The 17,312-nt window shown below is 32.4% G+C and carries 16 protein-coding genes and 3 pseudogenes; 3 read left to right on the top strand and 16 right to left on the bottom strand.

The genetic code is table 11. The features are described from left to right. Positions 1-520: 520 nt before the first annotated feature. Together BCER98_RS09545 and BCER98_RS09540 are read right to left on the bottom strand one after the other, a co-directional pair. Positions 521-895, bottom strand: coding sequence for a nucleotide excision repair endonuclease (locus BCER98_RS09545; protein WP_012094330.1), 375 nt, complete (start codon positions 893-895; stop codon positions 521-523). A 130-nt stretch (positions 896-1,025) separates the two neighbouring features. Beyond that, the gene (locus BCER98_RS09540; RefSeq protein WP_012094329.1) at positions 1,026-2,147 is read right to left on the bottom strand and encodes an NAD(P)/FAD-dependent oxidoreductase; all 1,122 of its coding nucleotides are present in this window, start codon (positions 2,145-2,147) and stop codon (positions 1,026-1,028) included. 286 nt (positions 2,148-2,433) lie between these two features. Here BCER98_RS09540 and BCER98_RS09535 point away from each other — a divergent pair, with 286 nt between their 5' ends. Then, the gene (locus BCER98_RS09535; RefSeq protein WP_012094328.1) at positions 2,434-2,649 is read left to right on the top strand and encodes a spore germination protein; all 216 of its coding nucleotides are present in this window, start codon (positions 2,434-2,436) and stop codon (positions 2,647-2,649) included. A gap of 167 nt (positions 2,650-2,816) precedes the next feature. Here the strand turns inward: BCER98_RS09535 and BCER98_RS09530 are convergent, their stop codons facing one another. The 3 genes and pseudogenes from BCER98_RS09530 to BCER98_RS09525 form a co-directional block, all read right to left on the bottom strand. After that, positions 2,817-3,761, bottom strand: a complete 945-nt coding sequence (locus tag BCER98_RS09530; RefSeq protein ID WP_012094327.1) for a nucleoside hydrolase — start codon at positions 3,759-3,761, stop codon at positions 2,817-2,819. Positions 3,762-4,196: 435 nt separating this feature from the next. Beyond that, positions 4,197-4,301, bottom strand: a pseudogene (locus tag BCER98_RS23820) (DUF1259 domain-containing protein); the annotation flags it as partial. A gap of 166 nt (positions 4,302-4,467) precedes the next feature. Continuing rightward, positions 4,468-5,121: a YdeI/OmpD-associated family protein gene (locus tag BCER98_RS09525; RefSeq protein ID WP_012094326.1), complete on the bottom strand. Its 654-nt coding sequence runs from the start codon at positions 5,119-5,121 to the stop codon at positions 4,468-4,470. Positions 5,122-5,459: 338 nt separating this feature from the next. Here BCER98_RS09525 and secY point away from each other — a divergent pair, with 338 nt between their 5' ends. Then, on the top strand, positions 5,460-6,764 hold the full coding sequence (gene secY / locus BCER98_RS09520) for a preprotein translocase subunit SecY (protein WP_012094325.1): 1,305 nt from the start codon (positions 5,460-5,462) through the stop codon (positions 6,762-6,764). A gap of 170 nt (positions 6,765-6,934) precedes the next feature. Here the strand turns inward: secY and BCER98_RS09515 are convergent, their stop codons facing one another. Further along, a complete protein-coding gene (locus tag BCER98_RS09515) occupies positions 6,935-7,567 on the bottom strand; it encodes a type 1 glutamine amidotransferase family protein (RefSeq protein ID WP_012094324.1) in 633 nt (210 codons plus the stop codon). Between the two features lie 651 nt (positions 7,568-8,218). Between BCER98_RS09515 and BCER98_RS09510 the strand changes: the two genes are divergently transcribed. Beyond that, positions 8,219-9,910: a M3 family oligoendopeptidase gene (locus tag BCER98_RS09510; RefSeq protein WP_012094323.1), complete on the top strand. Its 1,692-nt coding sequence runs from the start codon at positions 8,219-8,221 to the stop codon at positions 9,908-9,910. 132 nt (positions 9,911-10,042) lie between these two features. On the opposite strand, the gene BCER98_RS09505 is transcribed toward BCER98_RS09510, so the two are convergent. The 10 genes and pseudogenes from BCER98_RS09505 to BCER98_RS09465 all read right to left on the bottom strand — a co-directional run bounded on the left by BCER98_RS09505 (position 10,043) and on the right by BCER98_RS09465 (position 17,301). Then, a complete protein-coding gene (locus tag BCER98_RS09505; protein WP_041809735.1) occupies positions 10,043-10,264 on the bottom strand; it encodes a hypothetical protein in 222 nt (73 codons plus the stop codon). A gap of 195 nt (positions 10,265-10,459) precedes the next feature. Next, on the bottom strand, positions 10,460-11,254 hold the full coding sequence (locus tag BCER98_RS09500) for a LysM peptidoglycan-binding domain-containing protein (RefSeq protein WP_012094322.1): 795 nt from the start codon (positions 11,252-11,254) through the stop codon (positions 10,460-10,462). A gap of 218 nt (positions 11,255-11,472) precedes the next feature. Then, positions 11,473-11,751, bottom strand: coding sequence for an AbrB/MazE/SpoVT family DNA-binding domain-containing protein (locus BCER98_RS09495; protein WP_012094321.1), 279 nt, complete (start codon positions 11,749-11,751; stop codon positions 11,473-11,475). Between the two features lie 424 nt (positions 11,752-12,175). After that, positions 12,176-12,907 (bottom strand): annotated as a pseudogene (locus BCER98_RS09490) (SDR family oxidoreductase). A 21-nt stretch (positions 12,908-12,928) separates the two neighbouring features. Then, positions 12,929-13,117 carry a hypothetical protein gene (locus BCER98_RS23005; protein WP_237701326.1) on the bottom strand — a complete coding sequence of 63 codons (189 nt, stop codon included), beginning with the start codon at positions 13,115-13,117 and terminating at the stop codon, positions 12,929-12,931. A 279-nt stretch (positions 13,118-13,396) separates the two neighbouring features. Beyond that, positions 13,397-13,636 (bottom strand): SGNH/GDSL hydrolase family protein, encoded by a 240-nt coding sequence (locus tag BCER98_RS23000; protein ID WP_237701325.1) that lies wholly within the window; start codon positions 13,634-13,636, stop codon positions 13,397-13,399. Continuing rightward, entirely contained in the window at positions 13,614-14,234 is a 621-nt protein-coding gene (locus BCER98_RS09480) for a TetR family transcriptional regulator C-terminal domain-containing protein (protein WP_012094317.1), read from the bottom strand. Before BCER98_RS09480 ends, BCER98_RS23000 begins: the two co-directional genes overlap by 23 nt. Before the next feature lie 238 nt (positions 14,235-14,472). Next, positions 14,473-15,098: pseudogene (locus BCER98_RS20945) on the bottom strand (DDE-type integrase/transposase/recombinase). Between the two features lie 227 nt (positions 15,099-15,325). Further along, on the bottom strand, positions 15,326-16,093 hold the full coding sequence (locus BCER98_RS09470; RefSeq protein WP_012094315.1) for a 4'-phosphopantetheinyl transferase family protein: 768 nt from the start codon (positions 16,091-16,093) through the stop codon (positions 15,326-15,328). Beyond that, positions 16,090-17,301 carry a cytochrome P450 gene (locus tag BCER98_RS09465; RefSeq protein ID WP_012094314.1) on the bottom strand — a complete coding sequence of 404 codons (1,212 nt, stop codon included), beginning with the start codon at positions 17,299-17,301 and terminating at the stop codon, positions 16,090-16,092. Before BCER98_RS09465 ends, BCER98_RS09470 begins: the two co-directional genes overlap by 4 nt. Positions 17,302-17,312: the final 11 nt, after the last annotated feature.

The following is a 17,312-nucleotide window of genomic DNA, read 5'->3' as shown; positions in this document are numbered from 1 at the left end:
TTTCCCCTTTATCATGTTAAATATGCTTACCAAACATAATGAAAGAAATTTCGTTTTATACTCTATTTCTCGACTGGAATATGTACAAAATTATTCCTTTCTAAATACTCAAATATAATAAATTCTTTTTTTAATAATAGATTCCTGCTTCATTTCCTATTCCATTTCTTTTTTCCACTTGTTAACACTAATTTTTATTTTCGTTTTAGCAACTCCTATTCTCCCAAAGTCTTTCCCACTTAAAATATATTTACGGATTATGAAATTGAAATATAGATGCCTAGAACCCATACATAATACGCAAATAATTTAAGAGAATGCTTTTTTAATATTGAATCATCTAGGTGAAAATTCCATTAATCCGTGAATAATTCCTAATATAAAAGCTTCTAACCAGTTCATGATTGCCCCCTTTCTCATTTGCTTGTACCAGTATATATTCAGATTTACTTGTTATTAATCATTTCGATATAAAAAAACATGACCTTAATAGTGCTAGGTCATGTTTTGGTTTGCTATTTTATTTATAAAATACTTTATCAATATTATATTTCGCTTGAAGTGTGTTAATGATATACGTTTCGTAAATCTCTCTTTCCATTGGATCTTCAACAAGACATACATCAATACGGTATACTTCATCACGATGTGCTTTCATTGGAGAAACGTTGTCCTCGAAATGTTTTTTAATGCGTTGTCTAATTTTTCTTGCTTTCCCAACAAACAACAGTTCATCATGAATGTTATAAAACATAAAAATGCCACCTTTGTCTCTTGGGAATAGATGAAAATCAATAAATCCATGAATTGGAGTAATTCTTGGTTCATCGCCTTTTATAATCTGTTTTCTTTCTGTAATAGAAATATCAACTGCAGGTATATCAATTTTAATCAAATTGGTTCACGTCCTCTTTTATGATAAAAGAAAATAATAGCATAAATATATAAGAAAAGCTATTTTGTTTTAATAGTTCCTATATAAAAGTAAAAAAAGATTAGGTGTATACGCCTAATCTTTTTTTACTTTATAAGGATTCAATCGCTCCCGCTACATCATAATCCCTTAAATCTAATTCTATTTCTTTCCCTAAAGCGAGTTTTGCCAGTTCGGAACCGAGATATGGTCCAGCGGTTAATCCTGAAGCACCTAAACCATTTGCAACAAGAATTCCTTCAAAATTAGGTAACGGTCCAATAACAGGTAAGAAGCCTGGTGTAAACGGTCTAAATCCAACGCGCGTTTCAATCATTGTACTATTTTCTAACCCCGGAGCAACAGATAAAGCTTTAGCAAATACTTCGTGTAAACCACCTGCAGTTACTCGGCAGTCAAACCCTGTATCGTTTTCATGTGTTGCACCGATAACAATATGGCCGTCCTCAAACGTTAGGATATATTGATCATTTGGCGGCATAACAACAGGCCAATTTTCAGTATCTGTATTTGGCATATGCAAATGAACAATTTGCCCCTTTTGGAATGTAACTAAGAAATTCACGCCTAGCGGTTTTAAAATCTCATTTGCCCATGCACCTGCAGTAATAATGACTTGATCTGCTAGCATTGTTTCCCCATTTACTGTAACACCTTTTATTTTACTCTCTTCATGAATTAACGCGGCATCTCCTTGGATAAAAGTGACACCATGTTTCTTTCCAGCGTTTATAAGAGCCTGTCGCAATGCTCTTCCGTTCACTCTTGCCGCCCCGCTTATATGTACAGCACTATATTCTTCTGATAATGGTGGAAATAATCGTTTTGTCTCTTCTTTCGATAAACGAGTAATTTCTCCAATTTCAGGAGCATCTTCACGACGTTTATATGCTCGTTCTTCCATTTGATCTAACTTTTTATCATCTGTATGAAGACTAATTGCTCCTACTCGGTTATAGCCTGTATCTGTTTCACCGTCCTCCTCTAATTGCTGAATTAAAGAAGCGTAGTATTTTGCACCGCCTTTAGCGATTTTATACCAAGCCTTATTGCGACGCTGTGAAAGCCATGGACATACAATCCCTGCTCCCGCATCTGTAGCTCGTCCTAGATCTTGACGATCAATTAATGTAACCCGGGCTCCTGCCTTAGCAAGATGATAAGCTGCAGATGATCCTAGAATCCCAGCTCCAACTACAATATATGATTTCATTTCAAACACCTTTTCCGTTCTATTGTTTATACACAAATTCTAAATATATTTCTGCGTTGTTTAGAACTGTATTTAGTATACTATTGATAATTCTTGAATGGTATTCATTATTTACGTCTCGTTCATCATTTCGAAAAAAACATACTGAACTGTACTTTAACTTATCGTGAATCTAATAAAAAAATCATGCAATTTATGAACATTACTTACATACTAATACATTAAAACTCGTTTGATTTGTTTTGTGAAAGTGGTTTATGTATCAAAATACAAAGGAGTGAATCATATGCCTTCCGTGATTGAAGGAGTCATTATCGAAAATTGTAACGGAACATTTAATTTAGGTGATAAGTACAATATACAACCAATAGCAATGGATAAAGGTTATCATGGTTCTGGTTCCTCAAGCGTAGGAAATACATGTACAATCTTTAATGGTGTTAGCGTAACCAATGTAAGTGACTCGGATAAAAATGATGAAAGCGTCGGCTTTACACTGTAACTTTCTATGTTTTGTTCCTCAAAAGCAACAACTTATAAACAATTAATTAAACGTTAATAACTAGATGATGACTGGAGAAGAGCATGCAACTACGAAAAATAAATACAACTACAAGTTATCTGGTGAAGGGAAAGAAACAACTTGTTTCTCCTTTATGGTAACAGAAGTTAAAATAATTCACCAGTCATCACAGTCATAAACTCCTTAAAAAACTGTTCGTAATTCATTTGCATCGCAATCCTATGTTTTGGACGATTACCGTATGTTTCTGGTTCAAATGTATTTCTAAAATCTCCTATACTTTGTCCTCGTACATTATCAAGTACATTAACTGTCACTGCCGATCGCAAGTACGTAAAAATATCATCTCGATTAATCGCAATCAAAGTGAGCGCATCATGAACCGGGCTCCCTTGTATTCCAGGGACTTTTTTTTGATAAAATTGAAAATAGTAATAATCTAAAAGAGGTTTCAAAAACTTAGTTTTCCCTTTAGAATGAATATAATTGACCATTTCTGGTGTCACGATAGCTGATTGTGTAACATTCAAAGGATAAATAGATAGATTCTTTGCATATCTCATTACTATATTAGCTGCACCAGGATCGCCATAAAAGTTTGCTTCTGCAATAGGAGTGACATTACCCGGATAAAGAAACGCTCCTCCCATAATATAATAAGAATGCACGTTTTCCATCACGTCTCCATATAGAAGGAATAAAGTTGCAAGTGAAGTTAACCTTCCAGTATTCACAATAATAAGTTCATTTTTATATTGCTTTATAAGTGTGAGAACTTCGAAAAAATTCTCAAATGATTCAAGCGCTAGACCTGGTTGAATGGGTCCAATTCCAAACTGACCGTGAACTTCCGGATAAAAAGTTTCAGCTTCTGAAGACATGGAATGCTCTGCCCCGCCAAAAACTTTTATATGTTCTTTTCCTACACTTTTAAGTAAAAACCGAACATTTCTAATAACTTCATCTTTAGGTACATTTCCATAATCTGCAACAATGCCAATAACATCAATTTTATCTGTTAAATGCGCATATATGATAGCTATTGTATCATCAATTCCAAAATCTCCAAAAAACAGTACCTTTTTCCCCATATATTGTTTCTCCTTATTTATACTGACTTCTTAAAAGAATGGATAATTATGAATCATGAAAGAAAATTCTTTCTTATGTTTTTTGTTAACATACACTTTCGTTAATAGTATTAAAATTCCTGTTATATGAAAAAAATAGTATGACCTTCACTGTTCTTAATGTATTTTCTGGTGCACTACACTTATCAATTCCGTAAACATATAAAAAAGTTCCCTATTATTAAGGAGTCATACTTCTCCCATTATGCTAAGTAAAATCAATAATGTCGTCATCACCGACAACAAATCCTCCTAAACTGTCAAAAGATTTACTGAATGTACCTGCGATAAGATTCAACACCAAAATGCTCACATGTACCACGACCGTTTTCCCCAAATACTCCGATACTATGGGCATCATCAACTAATAAATGTGCACCATATTTCTTTTTCAATTTTGCGAAGCTCAGTTAATAAAGGATTAATTTCTCCTTCTAACACAACAGTTTCTCCTAAATTTAATGCATTCTCGCTTAAATCAATATTCTCAAAAGAAAAAAATACAATTACTTCATCATATATACAAGCTAAATAACTTGTTCGCAGGAAAGAGTTGAAATGTTAGCAAAAACGGTACAAATCTTATATGCTAGCAATGAAAGAAAATCCCCTTTAAAACCTAATTATACAGAGGATTTAAAGGGGATGATTCTTATATACGAATATCTTATTTTTTCTTTCTGCGATATAAATCCATTGTTTTATATCCTTGCGAAAGAACTTCTGTCATCTGTTGTCGACGTTTATCACGTGTTTTTTGCTGCTTGGCAGAAAAGATATAACGCGCCCAATCTTTTTGGTAGCCAGGTGTTAAACTTTGATAAAACTGAAGCTCCTCTGGATACGCAGCTAGTAACGCTTCAACATCCTTTACATGAGTTATATAATCATCTACACATTGGCTAGAAGCAGTTGCTTTCTTTTCCTTTCTTTTTTCACGTTTTAAACCGACCACTGTAAAAACATCATCCATGCTTACCATACGTGAAAATTTCATATCACTATTGTCGACATAACCATCTTCTCCAACTTTTAATGCAGGAAATATGTCATCACGATGAATAAATGTCGGATAACGAGTATTTCCTTTTTTCGGATAAGCAAAAAATAAATACCCCTTCTCAAGTAAAAGGTCTTCATTATGGATAATAAACTTGGTTCGTTCCACCATTTCATCAAGTGTTTCTACAAAAATAAAAATCGCATCATGCGCTTTATTTACAGGTGTTGATTGATTTGGAAAAACATCGTAATCAGTTGGTTGGTTCAGAACCGCCATATTATTGTATTTATTAAGCTTTAATTTATCGATAATTGACATAGTAAACTCCTTTTTTTATTCGCAGTGATATTTATCATGCTTATATTAACATAAAAAAGACACCTTATCGTATGGAACGATTCGTTGGAAAGTTAAAATCATGTAAAGTTTCATTCTTTCACTGTAAATATATGTACATTTTTTTATTTATTAGGTATATTATGAATATCGGATGACTACGAAATAAAATGTTTCGCATATAAAACCTTGTATTTGTATATCCAGGAAAATTATAAAATTTGTCAATTGAATATGAAACGGAAGGAGGTTTGTGGGTTTATTTACCGGGATATCATAATCAGTTTGATAAAGCTGATAACAATACAGGAGGCGACATAATGTTTCGTACAATTTCAAATTTCATGAGAGTAGCTGAGATAAGGCGAAAAATCTTTTTTACACTTGCGATGCTAATTGTTTTTCGGATTGGCACGTTTATTCCAGTTCCTCATACAAACGCAGAAGTTTTAAAAATACAAGATCAAGCTAATGTACTAGGTATGCTGAATGTATTTGGCGGAGGAGCTTTGCAGCACTTTTCAATCTTTGCTGTTGGTATTACACCATATATTACAGCTTCCATCATCATTCAGTTATTGCAGATGGACATTATACCTAAATTTACAGAATGGGCAAAGCAAGGAGAAATGGGCCGTAAAAAACTAGCTCAATTCACTCGATACTTTACAATCATTCTCGCATTTATTCAAGCCATTGTCATGTCAATTGGCTTTAACAATATAGCAGGTGGACAATTAATTACAAATACAAGTTGGACGACTTATCTATTTATCGCAATCGTGCTAACTGCTGGTACTGCCTTTTTACTTTGGTTAGGGGAGAAAATTACTGCAAAAGGCGTCGGGAATGGGATTTCGATACTGATTTTTGCAGGGCTTGTTGCGGCGATTCCAAACGTTGTAAACCAGATTTATTTACAACAATTTCAAAATGCTGGCGATCAACTCTTTATGCATATTGTCAAAATAGCATTAATTGCTTTCGTTATATTAGTAATCGTTGTCGGTGTTATTTACATCCAGCAAGCAATTCGGAAAATCCCTATTCAATATGCAAAAGCAGTTTCAAACACCAATCAATATCAAGGAGCAAAAAACACGCATTTGCCTCTTAAAGTAAATAGCGCTGGCGTTATCCCAGTCATCTTTGCTTCTGCCTTTTTAATGATGCCCCAAACAATCGCGCAGCTGTTCCCAAATTTGAGTGTTTCAAAATGGATAGGTGAAAATTTTAACTCTGCCCATCCAATTGGAATGTCTCTTTACGTAGGGCTCATTATTGCATTTACATATTTCTATGCATTCGTTCAAGTTAACCCAGAACAAATGGCAGAGAACTTAAAAAAACAAAATGGATATGTCCCTGGCATTCGCCCTGGTAAAGCAACCGAACAATATGTCACAAGCATTTTATACCGCTTAACTTTCATTGGTGCAATCTTTTTAGGCGCCATCTCGATTCTACCAGTCATTTTCTCAAAAATTGCGACACTACCACCTTCCGCACAAATCGGTGGGACAAGCTTACTCATTATTGTAGGTGTTGCATTAGAAACAATGAAAACATTAGAAAGCCAGCTGGTAAAGCGTCATTATAGAGGGTTCATAAAGAAAGTGAATTAAAAAACATACTAGCATTCTTTTATTACATAAAGAAAAGGATAGATAGCAGAGAATCGTTCTGTAATATCTATCCTTTTCTTTATGTAAATAGCTGTATTTACTACTACAGCATATGATTGACAATTTGTCGAAGTACATTTTTGAATCCCTAACTTCCACTGTTTTTTCACTTATCTATTTATCGAATTCCTTAATTGGAAGAAGTATTCAAGTTTATGAGTCTTATTTAGGTTATACCATGCATGTAACGTATCGGGTGCAAATACATCTAATTTTTTCAGTACTTCGATCGTAAATTCCAGAGGTGCTAATCCTGATGCAGTAACTAAATTCTCATCAGATACCGCAGGTTGCTTCTCATAAAATGGTTCTCCTTTATAATTAGGACAAACCATTTTAAGATACTCTAAGTCATTACTTGTGTGCTTTCTAAAATCTAAATATCCCATATTCGCAAGAGCCTCAGTTGCACCACAAATCGCAGCAACAATAGTACCAAGCTTTAAAGCTTCGCCAACTTTTTTTAAGATAGGTTGATGAATTTCTTCTCTCCAAGTATTCCCCCCAGGTAAAATTAAAAGATCTTTACTCTCAAGAGTACATTCATCAAGAGGAATATCTGGTTTTATGCTCAATCCTCCCATTGTAGTGATTATTTCTTTATTAACTCCTACTGTGATTACTTTTAAAGGTGCTAAATCTTTTTTAAAACACCTTCCTGAGTTTAGTTCAGCAATTAAATATCCATATTCCCAGTCTGACATTGTATGAAATACATAAAGATACACTTTCCCTGTTCGCAACTATTAACACTCCCATCACCATGTATAATCATATAATTAATAAAAATTTTATCTCCCTCCTATATTATAAAAGATTTCTGTTTTATTATCGAATACTAATAGCCTGCATCGATTTTCAACCTCTTTCTATATATGTAATAAACCATTTGTCCCATTCCTTCTTTTAACAATTTCATATGTGATCATTGATTCATTTAAAAACAAACGAAGTAGATGCTTCTTTTTATTAGGTATAACTTATCTGTTACATCACTTTACGAATGAGTTATTCGGTGTTAAACGAAAATGCTATGTTGACTGTCTCATTTTTAATGAAATTTAGAAAAGAGCACTTATTTCCGTAAGTGCTCTTTTTCAGGGATTGTGAGATGCCCTATTAACGAAAGCTGAGGTTACTAAAGTTAATGGGTATCAACAGTATATGCTTGTCCTTTTTCGAATGTTACATCGAAAAGATACCCCTGCTAGTTATAGCAATAAGACTTGTCTACTTAAGTATTTCTAACAATTATGTCGCGAGAAATTTCTTCCTAACATACTATCACAATTAGAATCATTCTCGGTGCATTTGACTCAAAAAGTTTGGATAAAAAAGGGATTAAAATAAAAAAGAAGAATATCTTTATGAATAAATAAAAGCGAGGGATATAAATGCCACAATCTCATACGATGGACATAAGTAATATAAAAAAATTAGAACAGGAGCTGTCTACTTTATTAGATACTCCCATTTCTTCAGAGAAAAATCTTAGGAATTGGTTAAAAAAGCAGTCAAAATTAATATGGGAAATTGAAGAACAATTAAGAGTTCATTATATCGATTTTCAGTGTAATACTGACAATCATGAAATTAAAAATGTGTTTGAACATGACCAGCAACATGTACGCCCTCTTTTAAAACGTTATCAAAGCTTGTTTGATCAGAAATATTTAGCATCACCTTTTCGGATGCAACTTAATCCTGATACTTATGATCTACTAGATAAAAAGATTCAAAATGCACAATCCTTATTTAGCGAAAAAAACATTGAGCTAGAAGTAAAAGAAGATCAATTAGTGACGCAATACTATGAAATTACAGGAAGCCTAACTGAGATATGGGACGGGAAAGAAAAAACAATTACGGAATTGCAGTCTTATTTACAAGACCCCAATCGAACTATACGTAAAAGAGCAAAAATTCTTATTTCAGAAAAGTTTTTATCTGTCGAAAAGGAATTACAAATTATTTTTAATGGACTAATTACAATTCGGCATCAAAAAGCAAAGAATGTTCAATTAGATAATTATCGTGATTATATGTTTAAAAAATATGAACGCTTTGATTATACACCAGAGGATTGCTATAAACTTGCGGAATCTATCCGCAAATATGTTGTACCGCTTCTAGATAAAATACTTCATAAACAAAAAGCGGCCCTTGAAGTAAATGCTCTTCGCCCATGGGATATAGCAGCGGTAGCACCAAATAAAAAACCTTTAAAACCTATTAAAAATAAAGAGCAATTGATTGAAAAAAGTTCTTCTATTTTGCATGATTTAGACCCTTCCTTTTCGAATTTGTTAAAGCGAATGCATAAAAATAATTTATTAGATTTAGAAAGTCGAAAAGGAAAAGCTGCTGGTGGCTTTTGTGAGTATTTACCCGTTTCTCAATTATCTTTTATTTTTATGAATTTGAATTACACGCAATATGATGCGCTTACTTTTCTACATGAAATGGGTCATAGTATTCATAATGAATGCATGAAACATTTAGAGTTACATCAATATCAAACGATTTCAATGGAAGCTGCTGAATTAGCTAGTATGACAATGGAATTATTTTCATTGGACTATTGGGATACATTTTATACAAATAAAGATAATTTAAAGCAAGCAAAAATAGATTTCTTTGAAAATATTATTAAGTATTTACCCGCAATGGTTATCGTTGATCAATTTCAACACTGGATGTATGAAAATCCCAACCACACTATTCAAGAGAGAAATGACACGTATTTGAAATTATATAAAACTTATCAGTCAAGTGTAGTAAATATAAATGGATATGAACATTGGATCTCCACTGGATGGCTGCCTATACTACATATTTTTGAAGCGCCATTCTATTATGTCGAATATGCGATTGCACAAATTGGTGCATTAAACATGTATAAACAATATAAAGAAAATCCAAAAGAAGCCCTACAAAACTATAAAAAGGCTTTATCTTTGGGGAGTTCAAAGTCTTTGAAAGAAGTGTATGAAGCAGCTGGAATCCGCTTTGATTTTTCTGAGGACACAATAAAAAAATTGATGTTATTTGTAGAAAAAGAACTTGAATTGTTGGAAGGGCTATAAAAGTAAAAGCTATAGCCTCTACTTTTTCCATATATTTATAGGTATTACCTTTACTTATCAATCTGTAGTGCTACAATATCACTTCCTTTTAAGTGTCTTTTGGAAAAATAACAAGGGGGATCTATTTTATATTTAAGAATTACTTGTATAATTTTTCCACGCTAAATAATAGTAAATACATTGAATCATTAAAATAATAGTTGTAATGCCTGTTAATAATAGAAAGTGAGTAAATCCAAAATCTAATGAGTATATTGTTATTAAAGCAATCACTACAAGAGGTATAGAGGTTAACACATTATAAAAACGCTTTTTAAAAAATTTTTTATTTCCGTTGTTTTGCGTATCAGCCATAAATAGTCCTCCTTATCTTTCTGTTTTTCTGAATTATTCGATTATCTATACTATAACATAAAAAATGAATCCTACTTACAAGATTCTGCTTTTTATATAACTAGGCACACAAAACGCCTACGATTGAAATGAACCATTCGTAGGCATTTTGTTATGTATCATCACTTTTATATAGGTAAAATCAGTATGAATTTTTTACTTAGCAAACACATGATTTCCAATTTGCGCAACGATTTGACGTGTTGTTATCCATTTATCAGTCGCTGTTTGTGGATTATAAAAATATAACCAATCGGCATTTTCGCCTTTTGAAGTAAGTGCTTCTTCTACTGCCATTTTTGCTTCATGTGAAGCGGGTTGGTTAATTCTTCCGTCCGTAACTGGTGTAAAAGCATAACCATTTTTAATAGGTTGATAAATGACACCTGTAATTGTGTTTGGAAAATCCTTTGCATGAACACGATTTAAAACAACTTTGGCTACCGCAACTTTCCCTTTATGCGGCTCTCCCCCAGCTTCAGCATTTACTAAGCGGGCCATTAAATCGACTTCTTGTAGCGAAAGACCTGTATCAATTTTTAAGTGCTGACCTATATAAATTTTATCACTGTTTATATGATTATTTTGTTTAAGAAGTTGGATGGAAACATTGTATTGTTGCGCGATAGATGCCAATGTATCGCCTCTTTTTACTTGATAAATGACTTGGTATGTTGAATGAGACTCAGCTGCATGATATTGTGGTGTATGTTGTTTTGGCTTCGATACATTTGGAATCGTTAAACGTTCCCCAGCATAAATTTGAGAAGTTGTTTTATTGTTAGCTTGTTTCAGAGATTGAACGGATACTCCATATTGGTTACTTATATCACTTAGAGTATCATTTTTTTTGACAGTATAGGTTGAAGCATCTGCTTCTACTGGACTTGAGATTAGTGTAATCATTGCTGCAGATATTGGTAGCAGACTTTGCACCTTACGTAACTTCATTCGAAAAAAACCTCCTAAAATTGTGAAACCATGTTTTATTAGCGCATAAAACAGTAAACTAATTTAGTTACAGCATACTAAAATGTAAAATGATAATCATGAAATCTATCTATACTTTTGGTGCCTTTAATACTAATTATTATGTAGAGATAATAAAATAATCTCACTTTATTTCTAAAAATACAATACTTATTTATGAAGCAATGGAAATCAAAGTATTATTTTACTAAATAGTTCTCTAACTCTTGAATTAAATATTTTGCCCCTTCAGGACTTAAAATAATTTTACCATTTGCAAGTGAAATATTATCATTCGATACTTCCCCTGTTATTTGACAAGTGTTGTAAGGTACATATTTCTTTAAAACGATTCTTTCATTTTCTACAAATATTTCCAAAGGTGATTTAATGCCAATATCTAACATGTCTCTTAATTCTTTTGGGATAACAATTCTTCCAAGTTCATCCACTTTTCGGATAATTCCAGTTGATTTCATACATGCCTTCCCCCTAATAAATTAATTCAAACTAATTCATAGTTTTTCAAATTGTAAACTATGAATTAGTTCTTTTTCCCTATCATTATAATATTTGGTAATCAGCTCAAAGTGATTTTTAATTAAACTTTCAACATTTTGTCTTTTAATATTATTAATTACACCTTTTTATTTAAAAATGTAACACTATTTTTATGATTGTAATATTTAAGTATAGGTTTTATTAATTAATAGATAAATCTAAAACAAGCACGTAAACTATCAAGCAATTGTTGAAAAGTTGAACAAACTGGATATACTGCTTCTTTTCTACATCATCTTCTTCATGATTCCAAAATACGATTGTCAGTGACTCAGGAGCGTTCCGATAATCGAAGCATAGAAGATTGCCGAATGGAATGATATACTTTATAGGAAGTAATTATCAATATGAGTCAGATGATTCTTTCGTTTCTCTAACTACTTTGCAAATAAACCTTCCTAATGCATGATGCATTGAAGGGAAGATTGTAAATATGACATCCATTGTTTTGCGTAGTGGCATAGGGCAGATTATAAGTTTATTTTTATGGACTCCATTGATGGCGATTTTTGCAAGTTTTTATGGGCAAAGTATGCTTACTTTAATACCAAACTCTTCCGCTTCATAATGAAGAGAGGTTGTTAAACCTACAATAGCATGTTTAGTTGTAGAGTAAGCTGAAGCTATAGGAGATGGACCAAGCCCTGCGGCAGATGCGGTGTTAATTATATGTCCAAATCCTTGCTCCTTCATAATCTTATATCCTATTTGAGTACCATAAATAACTCCCCATAAATTGATATCAATGATTTCTTTCCAGTTTTCTATCGACATATCATACAATTCACCATACATAGAGATTCCAGCATTATTAAATAGATAGTCTAACCTGCCAAATTCTTCATATATTTCTTTTATTACACGTTCCACACAATTGTAATCAGTAACATCTAAATACATAAATCTAGAAGTTAAAACATCTTGGTTAAGCTTTTCTTCAAACGCTTTTCCTTCCCTCTTATTAATATCAGTGATAACTATAAATACATTTTGAGAAGATAATTCATTACAAATAGCTCTGCCAATTCCTGATGCGCCACCTGTTACAATAGCACCCTTTTTATTTTCTTCCATTTCAATCCCCCATAAATTCATTTATTTTTGTGACTGAATGGTACTACTTTTAGCGAATAAAAGTTGATCTATCATCAATGCATATTTCTCTGCCACACATAAAGCACCCTCACTATTTAAATGAATACCATCTAAAGTCAAATGAAGTCCTCGTTTACGGGATAATCGATCGATTCGAACTGGATTTCTATAAAAAAGTACATCCTTCATCACTGTCATAACACTTGTGCTAATGTAGTCTGAACTGTGCACATTAGCCAGTCGTTCCTCAAAGACTGACTGAATATCCAGAAAACTAACATTTGAATATTGTTTCGAGATATTTTCAATAACAGAAGACAAATCCCTTAACTCGCAATTTGGTTGATTGTTTAAATTTTCTCCTACTATTGCCGGTGAGACCACAACAACATACTTAGAAAAAGGAATGACCATATTTAGCATTTTGCTGAAATAATCATTAAATTCTCGGTGATCTTCTACAATTGGTTAGGCTTGCACCTTCAATAATTTTGAATAAACATCATTAGTACCAATCCAAAGGAAAATTAAGACAAAATTTGATTCTAATTTTGTCTTCGATAATCGTGTATGCAAACTTTTAACTGTTTCCCCTGGTTTACCAAAGTTTAAAAATTTGATATTTGGATATTTTCGCTTTACTATATTAACAAAAGACACTCCTGGACGACCTTCAGTTAAACTGTCACCGATTAACCCAATCTTCATTTTCATTTCCCCCTTTCTTTATAGATTTTAAAAAGATTGTAATCGCTTGGCTAAACAGAGGTTCTAGCGCTTTCAACTCTTCTGTATTCGTAAGCTGGCATAACCCCCCAAGCCATGTTCCTAGCAATATAGTCCATTCATCTAGATTTCCATCTTCAAACTCATTTTTTTCGATTCCCTCTTGTAAAATTGCTCGATAAGTACTCATTGGTACAATTGCTAAATCGAATAATTTCTTGACCGATTCAGAACTAGATTTTGGGTTTGAAGAAAACTCTTGGCCTGATTTTAATAAAGGCGTTTGGTAATTATAAAGGACATGAATTGCCATACCGTATAGTTTTTCAGTTGCTGTTGAGTAAGTAGACTCTTTTGCTGCCCATTTTTCATACCAATTTTGCATAGTTTCTTGTGCTAAGAGAACAAATAATTGTTCTTTGTTTTTAAAATGATAATATATATGTCCTTTGCTGTAACCAGAGGCTTTTGCAATATCCCCGACTGATGTTTGATTATATCCTTTTTGAGAAAACAAAAGAGAGGCATGCTCCATAATATCCTTTTTTGTAACTTCGCTATCATAACGCCTTTTATTCAAATAAATCCCCTCCTTATCATTAGTACAATCGTTCTAATTTAAATATACGTATAAGATTTAATTCTTGTGCAGATGGTAAAAAAATTTTTTTATACTTGTAGGGGAAAATCCTAGGTGAAGCCTGAGTCATATTAGTTTATCTTGAAGGGTATGTGGTACAAGTAGGTTTATAGTAAAAAAATAACTACAAAAATAAAGGTGGATTTGAGTCAATATTTTGGACACAACAAAGTTAAATCTAAGCTACTTTTTTAGCTAGATTTTCTATTGCTTGGGGAGTTTTATAGCCAATGGCTACTATGAATTCTCTTGCGGTTATACCATCCCTCGATATAAGGTCTGATTTTATAACTCGCGAGTAAGGTTTGAAATTCCTGACTTGTATATTGCGTTCCTAAGTCAGTATGTAGAATGAGACCTTTTGGTGGTTTCCATGTATAGTAAGCGTTTTCTAACGCTTTTACCATAAGATTTGTTGTCATATTTCGTGAAAATGAATATTCAACAATTTTTTAGAATACAAATCCATCACAGATGTAAGGCAACACCAGCCTTCTTTTTGCGTATGAATATAGGTGATATCCGCCACCCACTTTTCATTAATTGTTGTTGTAGAGAAGTCCTGTTTTAATAGATTTGTCCGTTCTTCTACAGTTGATCTTGATAAATGTGGTTTGTATTTTTTAAGATAATGGAACGAATGTTTTCTTTTTTCATTCTTTTTAGATCTTTTAGTGTTATTTCGTCTTCATCAACTGATGTGATAGGAGAATATACTTTAATCCATTTATAAACGGTTACCTCTGATACGCCATACTCGCTGCTTAATTGTTTGACAGGTTGTCCCGAATGATATATCAACAATCATTTTTTAAACTCTTTATTAAATTTCTTGTTTGTCATACGGACACTTCCTCCTTGAAACCCATTGTAAGGACTGAACTCAGTTGTGTCCATATGACTGTACTAACTCTAAGAGATTTAGCAATAAAATTAGAAGGAATAACTTGCTTCCCTATATAATCTAAATTTATCACGTTTATAAATTGTTGCAAAACGCTCATCAAATCTCTATAACCCTTATAAATTCCTTAGCGTACAATTTTCTCGAAATAGTATGGTAACTCTAATATAAATTCATCTCTAAAAATGATAAATTTATCAAGAGGTTCTAAAATACAACAAGTACAGATATAATCCTTGATTTCAATCTTTTTAAATAAAAAACAAGTATCTATACTTATCTCAAAATTAGAATTAATAAGATTTTTCGTATGCTGATTTACTATATTTCTTATATCAGTACTTAAGGGATATCTTATTCCTTTACCCGTTGCTTTTACGTAAGATTCTAATACTGTCCAAAGTCTCAAAAGTATTTTTTGTTTTTCTTCACTCGTGTTCATTCTTAAATCCTTCTGTAAATAAGTAGTGAATAAACTCTCCATATACTCTTCTAAATTTCTACCACAATACATATATTCAATATCAATCCCAACACTTCTATTAGCGATCGCAATAGCAAGCATTTCATTTGAGTGAGTAATATTAAATTCCAAAGAATCTATAGTATTAGTTAGTATGTATGGTTTTCCATAATGATTATAATAAAAAACTATATCTTTCGGAAGGATATCTAAATAGTAACTTAATACTATACGTAGTATAGCTCTACCCACAATAAATCTTTCTTGGTCGCTTCGATAATAAAAAGCCTCTGATTTAGATAATTCATCTGAATTTAAAATTGCCTTCAAATTATTTATTTCCTTTTTGTATATTTCCAAATTTATTAACCAAATATGAATGTTATTATTTTCGATAACTTGTTTACATTTAAAAAAATTCAACTCTTTCATTCGGATACCTTAAATTTAATTCGCAACGCTGTACATCCATACACTAAACAACTCTGAATTGGATTAAGTTTACTATTACTAAACTTAATATCTCTTACCATTTTTAATAACGTTTGAATCGCTATCTCTGCCTCCAGTCTTGCTAAAGGCGCTCCTAAACAGAAGTGAATACTTTGACCAAAAGTAAGATGCTTAATTGATACTCGGTTGATATCAAAGGTATCTGGGTTTTTAAATTGCTTCTCATCACGATTCGCTGATGCAATCCACAATATAACCTGATCCCCTTTTTTTATTTGATGACCACGCAGATTAAAATCATTAGCAGCGAATCTACTAGTATTTAATACTGGGGGATAAAACCTTAATGTTTCTTCTATGGCGTTTTTAATAAGATGTGGATTTAACCTTAATTGATTCTCTAAATTATCATCTTCTGCTATTCTTCTAATCAAATTTGCAATTAAATTAGTAGTGGTTTCATTTCCAGCAACTAATAGTAAATGGCAAAATTCTAATATTTCTATTTGGGTTAATCCCTCACCCTCAATTCTTGCTTCTACTAATTTTGTTATTAAATCATTTTTCGGATTTTCTTTTCTACGACTTACAATCTTTGAAAAATATACATTTAATTCTTCTCTTACCTCGTTTTTTTCACGTATAACTTCTCTTAAAGCGTTAGGACTATCATCGTTGGCCCCCTTGGCAATAATATCCGACCATTTTTTAAAAAGATAATGATCTTCTGATGGTACACCCAATAAATCTGCAATAACAATAATAGCTAAAGCATAAGAAAAATCCTGAATAACTTCCATTTCTTCATTAGGTAGTGTTTCATTAATTAATATTTTAGCTATATCCTGTATCCTAGGTTCAAGGTCTTTAATTAGCCTTGGCGTAAAAGCATTTGAAATAATCCCTCTCATTTGTGTATGCCTAGGGGGATCCATACGAATAATACTGCTTACTAGAACCGGCTCTGGCCGATCTGACGAAAAATTATTATAATCTTTTAATATATTAAGAACATCATTATAGTTAAAAACATCCCAGCAACCTCTTTCTTCATCATATCTTATTGGAGTATTGTTTCTCATTTCTTTAAACCATGTAAAAGGGTCTAACTTAGCTTGTTCTAAAATTAATTCTTTTACAGGCTTCACGAGACCCAGTCCCTTATTTTTCATTTTAAAGTTTTCCATGTAAACACCTC

This window comes from Bacillus cytotoxicus NVH 391-98 (assembly GCF_000017425.1).
GTDB classification, from domain to species: Bacteria; Bacillota; Bacilli; order Bacillales; family Bacillaceae_G; genus Bacillus_A; species Bacillus_A cytotoxicus.
Note: the sequence above shows the minus strand (reverse complement) of the source record. Positions and strands in the feature narration are given on the sequence as shown.